Annotated in this window: 10 protein-coding genes and 1 tRNA gene; 8 read left to right on the top strand and 3 right to left on the bottom strand. The window is 65.2% G+C overall.

Going from position 1 to position 14313, the window contains the following annotated elements; all coding sequences use genetic code 11:
• Positions 1-18 precede the first annotated feature (18 nt).
• Positions 19-95: transfer RNA gene (locus KF759_RS01420), tRNA-Arg, on the bottom strand.
• 145 nt (positions 96-240) lie between these two features.
• Here KF759_RS01420 and KF759_RS01415 point away from each other — a divergent pair.
• From KF759_RS01415 to KF759_RS01385, 7 genes are all read left to right on the top strand, one after another.
• Complete coding sequence (locus KF759_RS01415; protein ID WP_291222511.1) at positions 241-1773, top strand: aldehyde dehydrogenase family protein; 1533 nt, start codon at positions 241-243, stop codon at positions 1771-1773.
• A 99-nt stretch (positions 1774-1872) separates the two neighbouring features.
• Positions 1873-2166 carry a DUF4190 domain-containing protein gene (locus tag KF759_RS01410; protein WP_291222509.1) on the top strand — a complete coding sequence of 98 codons (294 nt, stop codon included), beginning with the start codon at positions 1873-1875 and terminating at the stop codon, positions 2164-2166.
• A gap of 68 nt (positions 2167-2234) precedes the next feature.
• Entirely contained in the window at positions 2235-3269 is a 1035-nt protein-coding gene (locus KF759_RS01405) for a quinone-dependent dihydroorotate dehydrogenase (protein ID WP_291222507.1), read from the top strand.
• Complete coding sequence (gene murB, locus KF759_RS01400; RefSeq protein ID WP_291222505.1) at positions 3266-4312, top strand: UDP-N-acetylmuramate dehydrogenase; 1047 nt, start codon at positions 3266-3268, stop codon at positions 4310-4312. Before KF759_RS01405 ends, murB begins: the two co-directional genes overlap by 4 nt.
• A 123-nt stretch (positions 4313-4435) precedes the next feature.
• Positions 4436-6238 carry a DUF1800 domain-containing protein gene (locus KF759_RS01395; protein ID WP_291222503.1) on the top strand — a complete coding sequence of 601 codons (1803 nt, stop codon included), beginning with the start codon at positions 4436-4438 and terminating at the stop codon, positions 6236-6238.
• Positions 6239-6248: 10 nt separating this feature from the next.
• Positions 6249-7664 (top strand): DUF1501 domain-containing protein, encoded by a 1416-nt coding sequence (locus tag KF759_RS01390; RefSeq protein ID WP_291222501.1) that lies wholly within the window; start codon positions 6249-6251, stop codon positions 7662-7664.
• A 165-nt stretch (positions 7665-7829) separates the two neighbouring features.
• Positions 7830-8933 (top strand): class I SAM-dependent methyltransferase, encoded by a 1104-nt coding sequence (locus tag KF759_RS01385; RefSeq protein ID WP_291222499.1) that lies wholly within the window; start codon positions 7830-7832, stop codon positions 8931-8933.
• A gap of 68 nt (positions 8934-9001) precedes the next feature.
• On the opposite strand, the gene KF759_RS01380 is transcribed toward KF759_RS01385, so the two are convergent.
• Complete coding sequence (locus tag KF759_RS01380) at positions 9002-9907, bottom strand: adenylate/guanylate cyclase domain-containing protein (protein WP_291222497.1); 906 nt, start codon at positions 9905-9907, stop codon at positions 9002-9004.
• A gap of 120 nt (positions 9908-10027) precedes the next feature.
• Complete coding sequence (locus KF759_RS01375; RefSeq protein WP_291222495.1) at positions 10028-12292, bottom strand: thiamine pyrophosphate-dependent enzyme; 2265 nt, start codon at positions 12290-12292, stop codon at positions 10028-10030.
• Positions 12293-12519: 227 nt separating this feature from the next.
• On the opposite strand from KF759_RS01375, the gene KF759_RS01370 reads away from it, so the two are divergent.
• Positions 12520-13950, top strand: a complete 1431-nt coding sequence (locus KF759_RS01370; protein ID WP_291222493.1) for a choice-of-anchor D domain-containing protein — start codon at positions 12520-12522, stop codon at positions 13948-13950.
• Positions 13951-14313: the final 363 nt, after the last annotated feature.

Below are 14313 nucleotides of genomic sequence, written 5' to 3'. Positions count from 1 at the left end.
CACGCGGCAGGGTTTGAATGGCGACCCCGACAGGATTCGAACCTGTGACCTCGCCCTTAGGAGGGGCGCGCTCTATCCAGCTGAGCTACGGGGCCGTGCAAGGCGCGCATTGTAACCATGTGGCACGCCCATGCCGCGCAGCGCCGGGCTTGACAGCGCCTTTCACGCACCTCGGAGCGAGTGGCAGCCTGCTATAATTTGCCGTTTTCAGAGCGCGCAATGCGCATCGCGGAGTCTCCCATGTCCAGTCAGATCCTCAAGGCCCTCGGTCTTGGCCCCATCAATTCCGGCGCCTACCTCGGCAACGGCGAGTGGTCGAAAACCACCGATGCCGGCCTGCTTCAGGCGATCAATCCGAGCAACAACGAAGTGATCGCCGAAGTGCATGCCTCGGGTGAGAGCGATTACGCGACCATCCTCAAGCGCGCACAGGAAGCCTTCGCGGTCTGGCGCACGACCCCTGCACCGCGGCGCGGCGAGGCGATTCGCCTGTGCAGCGAGGCACTGCGCACGCACAAGGACGCGCTGGGCTCGCTGGTCGCATTGGAAATGGGCAAGTCCAAGCCAGAAGGCGATGGCGAAGTGCAGGAAATGATCGACATCGGCGACTTCGCGCTCGGTCTGTCGCGCCAGCTCTACGGCCTGACCATGCATTCCGAACGTCCCGGCCATCGCATGTACGAGCAATGGCATCCGCTGGGTCTGGTCGGCATCATTTCGGCCTTCAACTTCCCGGTCGCGGTGTGGGCCTGGAACAGCTTCATCGCCGCGGTCTGCGGTGACATCTCGATCTGGAAGCCCTCGCCCAAGGTACCGCTGTCGGCGATCGCCGCGCTCAGGATCTGCAACGAAGCACTGCGCGCGGGCGGCTTCCCCGACCTGTTCTTCCTGTTCAACGATGCCGGCACCGAACTGGCGCAGGGCTTCGTCGATGACAAGCGCATCGCGCTGGTGAGCTTCACCGGTTCGACCCGGGTTGGTCGCCTCGTCGGCGAGCGCGTGGCCCAGCGCATGGGCCGCAGCCTGCTCGAGCTGGGCGGCAACAACGCGATCATCGTCGACCAGAGCGCCGATCTGAAACTGGCGATCCCGGCGATCGTGTTCGGCGCGGTCGGCACCGCCGGCCAGCGCTGCACCACCACGCGCCGCCTGTTCGTGCACGAGTCGATCCACGATGACGTGCTCGCCAAACTGGTCACCGCCTACCAACAGGTCGAGAAGAAGATCGGCGATCCCACCGACGCGAAGAACCTCATGGGCCCGCTCAACAGCCGCGATGCGGTGAGCGCGTATCTCGCCGCGATCGAGAAGGCCAAGGCCAGCGGCGGCAAGGTCGCCAGTGGCGGCGCCGCGATCGCCGGCAAGGGTAATTTCGTGCTGCCGACGATCATCACCGGCCTGGCCAATTCGGCCGAGGTGGTGCAGACCGAAACCTTCGCGCCGATCCTCTACGTGATGAAGTTCAAGTCGCTCGACGAAGCGATTGCGGCGCAGAACGACGTACCGCAGGGTTTGTCCTCGGCGATCTTCACGCAGAATCTCAAGGCGGCCGAAGCCTTCCTCGCTGCCAGCGGCAGCGACTGCGGCATTGCCAACGTCAATATCGGCACCTCGGGCGCCGAGATCGGTGGCGCCTTCGGTGGCGAGAAGGAAACCGGCGGCGGCCGCGAATCGGGTTCGACCGCCTGGCAGGCCTACATGCGCCGCCAGACCAACACCATCAACTACTCTGACGCCTTGCCGCTTGCCCAGGGCATCAAGTTCGAGTTCTGAAATGCGCCGATGCGCCCGGCCGCCGTGCACGCCGGGCGCATTGATCAAGCTGCCGCCTGCCTCTAGTCTTGATCCACCGTGCATCGAGGATCCATCCGCATGAATGCCCCCGTGCCTGCCCGCCAGACCAGTACGACCGCACTCGTCAGCTTGATCTCCGGCATCCTGTGCTGGTTCATGCTGCCCTTCGTTGGTGCGCTGGTGGCGATCATCTGCGGCCATCTCGCCCGCGGTGAAATTCGCCGCGCCCCACCGGGCACGATCGACGGTGACGGCATGGCGCTGACCGGCCTGATCCTCGGCTGGGCGCAGTTGATCCTGATGGTTCTTGTCGTCATTGCAATCTTCGTCTTGTTCGGCGGCCTCGTCTTTTTCGCCAAATTGTTCAGCTGAGACGCCCCGCCCATTCCCCGGACGCCGCGGGCCGTGCGCCCGTGGCCTGCGCTGCAAACAGGACCTCGATGTACGCACTCGCGCGCTCCCTGTTGTTCTGCCTGGATGCCGAGCGCGCCCATGATCTTGCCCTCGCCGCGATCGAGGCAGCCTGGCGAACGGGCACCCACCCGTTGCTGGCGGGCAGCCACAGGACCTCGCCGGTCGATGTCCTGGGCATGCGGTTCGACAATCCGGTGGGCCTGGCCGCCGGGCTCGACAAGAATGGCGCGCATGTCGATGCGCTGGCCGCGCTCGGCTTCGGCTTCATCGAGGTGGGCACCACCACGCCGCGCGCGCAGGCCGGCAATGCGCGGCCGCGCCTGTTCCGTCTCGCCGAGCACGAGGCGATCATCAATCGCATGGGCTTCAACAACGACGGTGTCGACGCACTGCTGCGCAATGTCGAGCGTGCGAAGTTCGGCGGCGTGCTTGGCATCAACATCGGCAAGAACAAGGACACGCCCAACGAACGCGCGGCAGATGATTACCTGCATTGCCTCGAACGCGTGTACGCCCGCGCGAGTTACGTCACCATCAACATTTCCTCGCCCAACACGCAGGGCTTGCGCGACCTGCAACACGAGGATTCCCTGCGGCGCCTGATCGGCACGCTGCGCGAGGCGCAGGAGCGCCTGGCCGCGCGCGACGGCAAACGCAAGCCGATGCTTCTCAAGATCGCGCCCGATCTCGATACTGCCGCACTCGATGCGATTGCCGGCGTCGTGCTGCAAGCACAGGTCGATGGCCTGATCTGCACCAACACCACACTCGCGCGCGAAGGCGTGAGCGGACATCGTCATGCACACGAGAGCGGCGGTCTGTCGGGCAAGCCGCTGCTGGAAAAATCCACTGCCGTGCTGCGCGGGATGGCGCAGCGACTTGCAGGAAAGATTCCACTGGTCGGCGTCGGCGGCATCAGCGCGGGCGGCGACGCGGCGGCCAAGTTCGACGCCGGCGCGAGCCTGGTGCAATTCTACAGCGGCCTCATCTTCCGCGGCCCGGCCTTGATTGGCGACTGCGTGACGGCGCTGCGCGAACGTGCGGGGTCCCCATCCGCATGAATCGCGGCAGCCACTCGCCCGCCTATTCGATACTCGAAAACGCCTCGCTGCGTGCACGCAACAGCTTCGGCGTCGAGGCGCGCGCAGCGCTGTTGATCGACGTGCGCAAGAACGACGCGCTGCGCGAACTGTTCGGCTATGCGATGCTCCAGCGCGATCCCGTGCTGGTGCTCGGCGAAGGCAGCAACGTGCTGTTCACGCGCAACTGGCCCGGTGTGGTACTCACCCTGGCCACCCGTGGAATCGAAGTTCTCGCCGACGACGAGCAGACGCTGCGCGTGCGCGTGGCCGCGGGCGAACACTGGAATGATTTCGTGCACTGGTCGCTTGCCAGGGGCGCATGCGGACTGGAAAACCTGGCCTTGATTCCAGGCACGGTCGGTGCCGCGCCGATCCAGAACATTGGCGCCTATGGCGGCGAAGTCGCGGAGTTCATTGCCACCGTCGAAGCCTGGGACCGGCAACAGGGCAACTTCGTGCGCCTGCAACCTGCCCAGTGCGCGTTCGGCTATCGCGATTCGCTGTTCAAGCACGAACCCGACCGCTACTTGATCGTCGCCGTCGAGTTCGAGCTGCCGCGAAGGCGCGCACCGCACCTGGGCTATGCCGGCATCCAAGCCGAGCTAGATGCGATGGGCGTGGCCGCGGCTGCAGCCACATCCGCGCAAGTGGCCGAAGCGGTGACCCGCCTGCGCATGCGCAAGCTGCCCGACCCGGCCGTGCATGGCAATGCCGGCAGCTTCTTCAAGAATCCGCGGGTCGATCCCGCGTTTGCGAATACCCTGCGCGCCGAACATGCCGATCTGCCGATCTGGGATGCCGACGGGGGCCTGGTCAAGCTTTCCGCGGCCTGGCTGATCGAGCAGGCCGGCTGCAAGGGCGAGCGTGACGGCGACGCCGGCATCAGCGCCCGGCATGCCCTGGTGCTGGTCAACCACGGCCACGCCAGCGGCGCGCAACTGTGGGCGTTCGCACAAACCGTGCGTGAGCGCGTGCGCGCGCGTTTCGGCGTCGAACTCGAAGCCGAGCCGAGGATCGTCTAGCACGGCCTCGCCCCACCGGGGATTTGGCCGCCACCATCACGGTTTGCGGCCGCCGACGTTGCATCGGCGCGCCAGCCGAGCTATCCATATGCCCCTCGCCGGCGAGGTCAAACGGGGGCTCCGATGAATGCGACACCTACTGCCGTGATGACGGCGCGCCGGCGCATGCTGCATGCGCTTTTCGGTGCCGGCGGCGACCTGTCCCTCGATACGCGACTGTCGCGTCGCCGCCCGGGGCGTGACGGCCTTGCGCCGAGCGCTCTGCCCATGCAACCCGACGCGCTCAACACGCCTCCCGATGCGGTGCGCTGGCTGACTCGTGCGACCTTCGGCTTCAGCACCGCCGAGCACGCCGCCTTTATCGCACTGGGTGCGAACGACGAGGCGCGCTGGAGCAGCTGGCTCGCCCAGCAGCTTGATCCGGCCTCGATCAATGACGGTGCCTGCGACAGCCGCCTCGCCAGCGCCGGCTTCACAACGCTCGGCAAGTCACCCGCGCAGCTCTGGGCCGATCATCATTCGGTCACCAACAATTACTACCAGCGCATGCTGCCGGTGTCGGAAGTCGAATGCGCGACCCTGATCCGCCGCATCTACAGCCGGCGCCAGCTGTTCGAGGTCGCAACCGATTTCTGGCACGACCATTTCAGCGCTTTCGGCTGGGATTACGATGGCGGACCGATGTTCCCCGCCTTCGACCGCGACGCGATCCGCCCACACGTGTTCGGCAATTTCCGCAACATGCTGCAGGCGACCTGCGAATCGGCATCGATGATGTACATGCTCGACCTGTACACCAGCTACTCCGGCCATCCCAACGAGAACTACGCGCGCGAATTGCTCGAACTGCATACGCTGGGCGCGGAAAACTATCGCGGCATCATCACCGACCCCGACGACGATCCCTCGCTGCCGACCTATGTCGACTGGCAGGGCAAGATCCAGCGCCTGCAGTACGTCGATGACGATGTCTACGAGGCCGCGCGCGTGCTCACCGGCTGGACGATTTCCGGCAGCACCTGGGAAACGCAAAGCGATCCGAACCCGGGCACCTTCGAATACGTGCAGGCCCTGCACGATGCCGGCGTCAAACGCGTCCTGCATCGCAACTTCCCTGCCGGCGGCGGCCAGAACGACGGCACCCAGCTGTTCGACATGCTGGCCCAGCATCCGGGCACGGCGCACTTCGTGGCCGGCAAACTCTGCCGCCGCTTCGTCGGTGACAACGCCCCCGAGTCGCTGGTGCAGAGCGCGGCCGACCTGTTTCACGCCCAATGGCAGGCACCTGACCAGATCAAGCAGGTACTCGGCCTGATCCTGCAGTCGAGCCAGTTCAAGACCAGTTGGGGCACCAAGATGAAGCGCCCGGTGACTGCCGCAATCAGTGCACTGCGCGGCCTCAACGCCGACTTCACGCCAATGCCCGACAACACCGGCAGTTGGACCACGAGCGAGGAGTTCATCTACCGCCTGCAGGGCACCGGCAACCGCCTGTTCTACTGGCCCGCGCCCGACGGCTATCCCGACACCCAGCAAGTGTGGTCAAGCAGCAGCGCCTTGGGCATGACGCTCAAACTGCTGCCGCGCCTGCTCGAGATGCACCAGATCAACGGCAACGTCAATTCGCCATTCATCGCCGATGTGCAGGCGCAAACGCTCGCCGCGTTCCCCGATGCCGCCGATCGCAGCGCGCTCAACATCATCAATTACTGGTGCGACCGCCTGCTCGGCATGCGGCCGGCGCAAACCCACGGCGTCGCTGTCGACTTCCTGCGTCAGGAAGCCGCGGCGACCACTGCGCTCGACCTGAGCACCGACAGTTGGCACCTGTCACCGGCCAACCAGCTGTCGCAGCACTACACGAAATCACGCCTGCGTACCGCGGTCGGCCTGATCCTGTGTTCGCCCGACTTCCTGCGCCGCTGAGGAGAGCGTCATGATTCCGATGAACCGTCGCGACTTCCTCAAGACCTGCTGTGTCAGCGCCAGCGCCCTCGGCGCGAGCAGTCGTGCAATGGCCTATTTCACGCCACCGATCGAGCCCGCCGCAGCCACCGGCGACACCCTCGTCATCGTGTTCCTTCGCGGCGCAATGGACGGATTGAGTCTGTTGCCACCCGGCGCCGGTAGTCCGTACCGGGCGAACTACGAGACCAACCGCGTCTCCACGCGCATACCCACCAGCGGCAACGGCGCTGCGCTTGCCCTCAATGGAAACAGCTGGGCCTTGCATCCGCGCGCCAGCGGTTTGCGCAACCTGTTCAACGCCGGCCATGCGGCCTTCGTGGTCGCCGCCGGCCAGGTGATGCCCGATCCTGTCGTGCGCAGCCATTTCGAGGCGCAGTCAAACCTCGAATTCGGTGTCGGCGGCAATTCAGGTGGCAGCATCGGCTGGCTTACGCGTCATCTGATCAGCGGCGGGCTGCCCGCCAACGTGCCGCTGCCCGCGGTGTCGATGGGCAGCATCACGGCCAAGAGCCTGCTCGGCAGCAGCGATGCGATCACGATGAACAGCGGCTCGGATTTTCGTCTCGACACCTTCCACTGGTCGTGGCAGGACGATGACGCGGCGCATGGCCTGGTCGGTGGCGTCAGTCGCATGAATGCGCTTTGGAACGGCAGCAACGCAACCCTGCTCGAAAGGGCGGGCATGGAAACGCTCGATTCTCTGGCGCTGCTGCGACCGATCGATTTCGGGCTCTACGATGCCGCCAACAATCCAGACGGCTACCAGCCCGCGGGTGGCGCCAACTACGCCTTGCAGTACAACGGCAGTTTCGGCACCCAGCTGCGCAATGTCGCGCAGCTGATCAAGCGCAATGTCGGTCTGCGTGCGGTGACGATCGATCTGGGCAACTGGGACACCCACGTCGGCCAAGGCAATCCGACCCAGAGCTACGACTGGTTCGGCAACCAGGTCTCGAGCCTGTCCGATGGCCTGTCGGCGTTCTACACCGACCTCTCGGCTGGCGCGACCAACTACATGAACAACGTCAGCGTGATCGTGGTCAGCGAGTTCGGCCGTCGCGTGCAGGAGAACTCCGACGGCGGCACCGATCACGGTTACGGCAATGTCATCACCGTGCTCGGCGGCGCGGTCAACGGCGGCACGGTTTATGGCAACTATCCGGGACTGGGCAGCGGCGAGCTGTATGAAAACGTGGATGTCGCCGTCACCACCGACTATCGGCGCGTGATATCGGAGGCGCTGATCCGGCGCATGGGCAATCCGAACATCTACTACGCCTTCCCGGGCTATGCAGGCTACACGCCCATGGGGATTTTCCAGGGCGCCGATCTGCCACCCGCGGATTTCGACTCGATCTTTCGCAACGGCTTCGACGGAAGCTGAAAGGTTCTCCGCCACGCTGCGCCCTGATCAAACCCGGTTTGTTCAGGCCGCGCGCGGCAAGAACCCCGCTCGAGCCCAGGCGCGCAAGGCATACTCCGGACACCCGGGACTCGGCGCTGCCGGGATCCGCGCCTTGCCCTTTTCGCTTCCTCGCCATCTGCGCCCATGACCGACTTCGCTCCAGATCCGCGCCTGCGCGAAACCATCCTGCAATGCTGCGTGCCACCGCTGGCGCACCCTGCGGACTTCATCACCGCGATCAGCCCGGGCGACCAGATGCTGTTGCACTCGCTGGCAACGCATGGTGATTTCGCCACCGCCGCCAGTCAGTATTTCAACGTGGCCCTGCAACAGTACGCGCTTGCGCGGCAACTGCTCGACCGATTGTTCCCGGGCGATGCGCCACGCGTGCTCGACTTTGCCTGCGGCTTCGGGCGCTTCCTGCGCTTTGCCGTTGCCGACTTGCCGCGTGACCATCTGTGCGCGTCCGAACTGCAAGCCGACGCGCTGCGGTTCGTCGAGTCGCGCTTTGCGGTACCGACCTTCGCCTCCTGCGCCGACCCTGCGGATTTTCATCCTGCAGGGAGCTTCGATTTCATCTGGGTGGTGTCACTGTTTTCGCATCTTCCCGAGTCGCTCTTCCACGCCTGGCTGGCGAAGCTTGCGGGCATGCTCAAGCCGCACGGCGTACTCGCATTCAGCGTGCGCGGTGACAAGCTGCTTGCCGCCGACGCGGCGCGGCCCGCCAACGGGTTCAGCTATTCACGCAGCAGCGAGAACGCCGATCTCGATGGCGACATCTACGGCACCACCTACGTGTCGGATGCCTTCGTCCGCGGCGCCATCGAACAAGCCTGCGGCAAACAGGCCGCCACTGCGTGCATTGCTCGCGGACTGGCCAACGAGCAAGACCTTTGGCTGATCTCGCCCGGGCGTGAAGACCTTGGCTGCACCGCGGGAGTCCGTCGCGGCGTCTGGGGCTGGCTCGATCGCAAGCAACGCGGCGCAGCGCAGCTCGAGCTCGAGGGATGGGCCGGCTCGCTCGATGATGATGCGGTCGAGGAAATTGCGGTCACCATCGACGGCACGAAACGAAGCGTGCGCACCGGCATCGATCGTCCTGATGTGGCGGTTGCCTTCGCTGAACCCAGGCTCGCGACGGCCGGTTGGCGACTTGTCGCCCCCGCGCCAGAGCATGCGGCCTGGGTCGAGGTGATTGCGCAATCTGGAAGCGGTCGGCGGGCCCTGCTCTACGCGGGTGAAATCTGAGCGCAGCAGCGCTGGCCAATGATCAGGCTGTCCCGACTGCGCGGAGCCGCCCGCGAAAGCAACCTGCCTCAGTCGTCGCCACACTGGAAGTGCAGGAGATCCAGCTCGTCGCTGCCATGAACCTGGCCCAGGCTGATCGTGCCACTGCGCCGCAGGTGCACCTCATCCCGATGGACGAGAACTTCGTTGTCTTCCCCCATGCGCAACCAGCTGCCGTTGGTCGAGCGGTCAGCGAACATGAAATGGCCCCGCTTCCATTCGATCAGGGCATGGTTGCGCGATACCCATTCGGTTTCGACGACGAGGCTGCTTGCGGGATCGCGGCCGATCGAGAATGTGGCGCCTTCGTCCAGCTCGAACACCTGGCCACGATGGCGCAAGGTCAGGCGTGATCGCTCATTGCTTGCCTGATCGGGTTGCAACACCCGCTGCAGGGTCGTGACCGGCGCAAGATCTTCCTGCCACAGCACGTCAACGATTTCGATCGGCGCCTGCTTGCCCAGCACCCAGGCATTGCCAAGCGGTCGCACGCGCAGGCCAGCCGCAATGGTGACACCGGCAACGGTGCTTGCCGTAGTCACGATCTGATCGCGCCGCGCCAGCGTCTTGTCGGCCATGCGTGCCGCGACATTGACCGCGTCGCCGAACACGTCGTCGTTCTCGACCAGCGCCTCACCGTGGTGCAGACCGATGCGAATGGCAAGATTGTCACGCTGCAGGCCTTCGTCGTGCTTGATTCGCCGCTGCATGTCGGTCGCCGCGAACAGGCCATTGAGCGCCGAGGGAAACGTGCACATGATTTCGTCGCCGATGGTCTTGATCACGCGGCCGCCATGCTGGGCCGCGACTTCGGACAGCGCGTCGAGCACGTGGGCGATGAGTCGCCGCGCCTCGAGATCGCCACGCGATTCGAACAGGCGCGTGCTGCCCGAAACATCGGCAAACAGGATCGTCAGGGCGCGGCGTTCGGTCATCGCGTCATCATATCCAATCGCCGCCGGCGCGGCATCGCCAGCCATCCACACGCCTGGCGTCCATGCAGCCGGCGCGGCCTGCCGGCGCAGACGCAGTCGAACCCTGCTTCGGACGCGCCATCAGACCAGTTCGGCAGCCATTGCGACGATGTCGGCATCGCCCGGCAGCACCAGGAAAGCGGCGCCCGCGAGCGGCGTGTAGGTATCGGCGCCGACCACCCGCCGCAGCGGCGTGGCGCCCAGGCCCGCTTCGACGATCGCGGTGATCACGCCCTCGCCGACCCCGGCGCTGTGGCGGCCTTCATCGACGACGAGGATGCGCCGGGCGCTGCGCGCCTGTTCGGCAATGAAGGCTTCGTTGAGCGGCACCAGCCAGCGCAGATCGACCGTGCGCACCTTCCAGCCGTGGCGTTTCTCGATCTCGCGCGCGGCGCGCAGGCTCATCGGCACGCCGTTGCCATAGGTGAAAATCAGCAGATCGTTGGCGCCCTCGCCGTAGATGCGACCTTCGCCCAGCGGCATCGCCTGTTCGGGTGGCGGATAGCTGGTCAGCCACTGGCCGTCGCCGGGTTCGTACAGATCCTTGGTCATGTACAACGCGATCGGTTCGAGGAACACGCAGACACGCCCGTCGACCTTGGCCAGCGCGGCGAGCGTGCGCAGCATCGTCGCGGCATCGTCGCCGCGGCTCGGGCAGCCGACCACGAGGCCGGGAATGTCGCGCAATGCGGTAATCGAGTTGTCGTTGTGGAAATGCCCGCCGAAACCGCGCTGGTACCCCAACCCGGCGATGCGCACCAGCATCGGATTGCGGTACTGGTCGTTGGAGAAAAACTGCAGGCTCGCCGCCTCGCCGCGGATCTGGTCGCAGGCGTTGTGGAAATAGGCCAGATACTGGATTTCCGGGATCGGCAGCATGCCCATGTTGGCGTAGCCCTGGGCGAGACCGAGGATCATCGTCTCGTCGAGCAGGGTGTTGAACACGCGCGCGTTCCTGAACGCCTTGTGCAGCCCCTTGGTGACCGTGTAGACGCCGCCCTTCTGCGCCACGTCCTCGCCGAACAGCAGCGCCTCGGGATACTTGCAGAACAGGTCATGCAGGGCATTGTTGATCTGGATCGCCAGGTGTCGTGGCGGCTGGCGCTCGGGCAGCTTTTCCTCACCTCCGAACGCAGTCAGGCGCCGCTCCGCATGATCGGCACGCTGCGCTTCAGCGGCGACCTTGTGCGGGGAGTATGGCGCCAGCGGCGCGATCACATCCTCGAGTCTGTCGAGTTTGGGCCGGCGATCGGCTTCCTCGGCCGCGGCAAAACACTTGCGCCGAGTGTCTTCGTATTTCGCCAGCAGGCTCTCGCGCGTATACAGTCCCGATTCGAGCGCGATCGCTGCCGAACGCAGCAGCGGATCGCTCGCCTCCACTGCCATCAGCTCCTCGAAGCTGCGCCACTCGATCTCGAAGTCGGTGCCGGCATGGCCCATGATGCGCGTGGTGCGCAAGTGCAGAAAGGTCGGCCGCCGCGTCGTGCGGCAGTGATGCACCGCGCGTGCGACCTGTTCGTAGCCGTTGGCCAGATCAAGACCATCGGCGCGGAAGTAATCCAGATCGCGGCGCACGCTGAAACTCGCGTGGATCCAGTCGTTGGGCGTCTTCACCGAAATGCCGATGCCATTGTCCTCGCACACGAACAGGACCGGCGCCGGCAACTTCTGGTAGGCGGTCCACTGCGCGGCATTGAACGCGGTCTGCGCGGTCGCATGATTGGCCGAGGCATCGCCGAACGAACAGATCGCGATCGAATCGGCGGGCACCGGCAGTTCATGGCCGATTCGGCGCGCCTGTTCGATCGCCACCGCGGTACCCAGCGCCTTGGGCAGGTGCGAGGCGATCGTGGAAGTCTGCGGAATCACCCACAAGGGCTTGCTGCCCCAGACCTTGTGGCGCCCGCCCGAGGCCGGATCGTCCATGCTCGCGGCAAACGACAGCGCCGAATCCATGATCGGATCCATGCCCGGCAGCTTGCGGAACCGCTCGGCCATGAAGGCGCCGCTGCGGTAGTGCAGGAAGGCCGGATCGGTATGACGAGTGAGTCGCGCCACCATCGCGTTGCCTTCGTGACCGGACGAACCGATCGTGTAGAACACCTTGTTCTTCACGCGCAGCACGCGCGCCATCAGGTCGAGGTGGCGCGAGACCAGCTGTGACTCGAACAGTTCAAGGAAATCCTGCGCGCTGCACAGGCTGCCCGGCAAGACCGACTCATCACCACGCGGCGCGCGCTGCGGCGAGCCCGACCAGCCCTGCACGAACTCGATGAAGTTCTGGTCGCAGACTTCGGCGCGATTGACGTTCTTGTGGCGGGCGGGAATGGGCTGGGCGGCAGACATGGACAGGCCTGGAAGTTCGTGGCGCCGACAGCATCGCGCGGCGGTTGCGTAACCGGCAAGGATACCCGCCAGAGCCCGTCGCGAGAATGGGCATGGCGCCAGTCTCGGACCGCGCCGCACACATGGCCCCTGAAGATGCCGATTCACGTGAAAGGCGAAGTCAGGTCACCTTGGTGAAAGTCGCCTTGGTGGAACCCGCGTCTTTGGTCACCACCTGGAGTAGGCCCATGAACCTCCACCGCATCGAATCGTCCCTCTTCGGCATGAGAGGCCGCGCCCGCTTCGCAGGCGTCACCCTTGCGATCCTCACCAGCCACGTGGCGCTCGCCGATCCGCGTGTCGTCAACATCAGCCCGACCTATGTCGACTTCGGTTCGATCAAGGTCGGCACGACCGTCAGCATCCCGGTGACCTTCAAGAACCTGACCAACGAGGACCTGCAGATCGCCGGCGGTGGCATTTCCGGCAGCACCGAATTCCGCGCGCAGGGAGGAACCTGCAATGGCGGGATTCTCCCGGCCAACGGCTCGTGCTCGATCAACTACCATTTTCGCCCGACCGCCGCCGAGCAGGATTTCAGCGCGAGCGCCTCGGTACTTGCCGGTGCAAACGAGGTAGGCAGCACCGGGCAGACGCTGCAATTTGCCGGCCGCGGCACCGAGTCGCTGCTGCAACTTTCGCCGACTCGCGTCGACTTCGGCGCGCAACAGATCGGCGCCATGGTTGAAGTCAAGCTCACCGCGACGAACACCGACGACGACGAGACCGTCATGTTCGCTGGCGGAGGCGGTCTCCAACCACCGTTCGCGGGGAGCACGTCGTGCGGCGCCGGGGTCACGCCCGGCAACAGTTGCCAGATGACACGACGGTTCACGCCATCGACCTCCGCGTTCGCCGAGGACTCGACCACGTTGGCAACTTACGCCCCGGACATCTACGAATCCTACGCGCTGCAGTACGCCGGCGAAGGGTCGACCGAATCGGGCATCGTCACTTTCCATCCGCGCGGCATCGATTTCGGCCGCATCAAGCTCGGCCGCACGGCGACGTTCGAATTCGTCGCGCGCAACATCAGCGCCGGCAACGTCGTGTTCGGCGGCGGCGGCCTCGGCAACAATGCGGGCGGCGCCTTCAGCGGCTCGACAACTTGTGGCGGACAGATCGCCGCGGGTGCGCAGTGCAAGTTCACCTATCGTTACCAGCCGCGCGTGCTCGGCCCGGTTTCGACCTCCACATCGATCAGCGCGTCGGGCGGCAGCGTCAACCAGGGATTCCAGGTCCACCTGGCCGGTACCGGCATCGGCACGCTGGCCAGGGTAACGCCGACTGACATCGATTTCGGCCAAGTGCTGCTGACAACCAGCATGACCGTACCGGTCACCATCACCAATACGAGCGAGTCGCCGCTGACCGGCTTCATCGGCGGCAACGTGAACGCTCCCTTCGGCGCCACCAACAATTGTCCTGCGAGCCTGCCTGTCAACGACAGTTGCCAGATCGCTTACCGCTTCCAACCGGGCGGCAATTCGCTCGGCCCGAACGCGACGCAGACGATCCTGTCGTTCACGAACGCGACCGGAGTGCGACCCAACGTCACGATCTCGCTCACCGGCACCGGCTACGACTTCGACCGGATCTTTGCCAGCGGCTTCGATTGAAGCCGCGTGGGTAACGCGATGCCTTCTGCACTGCCGCCACATCCCCGCCGATTCAGCCGAGCAAGCTCGGCTCTACAAGAACAAACACCACCACCGTCGTAGAGCGGAGCTTGCTCCGCTCCCATGCGCCCCAAGCCGAGCGAGCTCGGCTCTACAAAACCTGCCACCGTCGTAGAGCGGAGCTTGCTCCGCTCCCGTGCGCCCCGAGCCGAGCGTGCTCGGCTCTACAAAACCCACCACCGTGTAGAGCGGAGCTTGCTCACCGAATCGACATTGCGGCTTGACACGGAACATAGGATCTAGGCTCTACGGAAACGCCGCGCCGGACGTCAGCTTGCGCAACTGGCACGGATCAGCGCTGCA

Origin of the sequence: Dokdonella sp. (assembly GCF_019634815.1) — a bacterium.
Taxonomy (GTDB): Bacteria; Pseudomonadota; Gammaproteobacteria; order Xanthomonadales; family Rhodanobacteraceae; genus Dokdonella_A.
This window is presented reverse-complemented; position numbering and strand designations above follow the sequence as displayed.

Excerpts from the sequence above, each read along its gene's own strand:
- KF759_RS01415 (WP_291222511.1), top strand. The coding sequence starts at position 241 with ATGTCCAGTCAGATCCTCAAGGCCCTCGGTCTTGGCCCCATCAATTCC.
- KF759_RS01390 (WP_291222501.1), top strand. The coding sequence starts at position 6,249 with ATGATTCCGATGAACCGTCGCGACTTCCTCAAGACCTGCTGTGTCAGC.
- KF759_RS01375 (WP_291222495.1), bottom strand. The coding sequence starts at position 12,292 with ATGTCTGCCGCCCAGCCCATTCCCGCCCGCCACAAGAACGTCAATCGC.
- KF759_RS01410 (WP_291222509.1), top strand. The coding sequence starts at position 1,873 with ATGAATGCCCCCGTGCCTGCCCGCCAGACCAGTACGACCGCACTCGTC.
- murB (WP_291222505.1), top strand. The coding sequence starts at position 3,266 with ATGAATCGCGGCAGCCACTCGCCCGCCTATTCGATACTCGAAAACGCC.
- KF759_RS01405 (WP_291222507.1), top strand. The coding sequence starts at position 2,235 with ATGTACGCACTCGCGCGCTCCCTGTTGTTCTGCCTGGATGCCGAGCGC.
- KF759_RS01370 (WP_291222493.1), top strand. The coding sequence starts at position 12,520 with ATGAACCTCCACCGCATCGAATCGTCCCTCTTCGGCATGAGAGGCCGC.
- KF759_RS01385 (WP_291222499.1), top strand. The coding sequence starts at position 7,830 with ATGACCGACTTCGCTCCAGATCCGCGCCTGCGCGAAACCATCCTGCAA.
- KF759_RS01395 (WP_291222503.1), top strand. The coding sequence starts at position 4,436 with ATGAATGCGACACCTACTGCCGTGATGACGGCGCGCCGGCGCATGCTG.
- KF759_RS01380 (WP_291222497.1), bottom strand. The coding sequence starts at position 9,907 with ATGACCGAACGCCGCGCCCTGACGATCCTGTTTGCCGATGTTTCGGGC.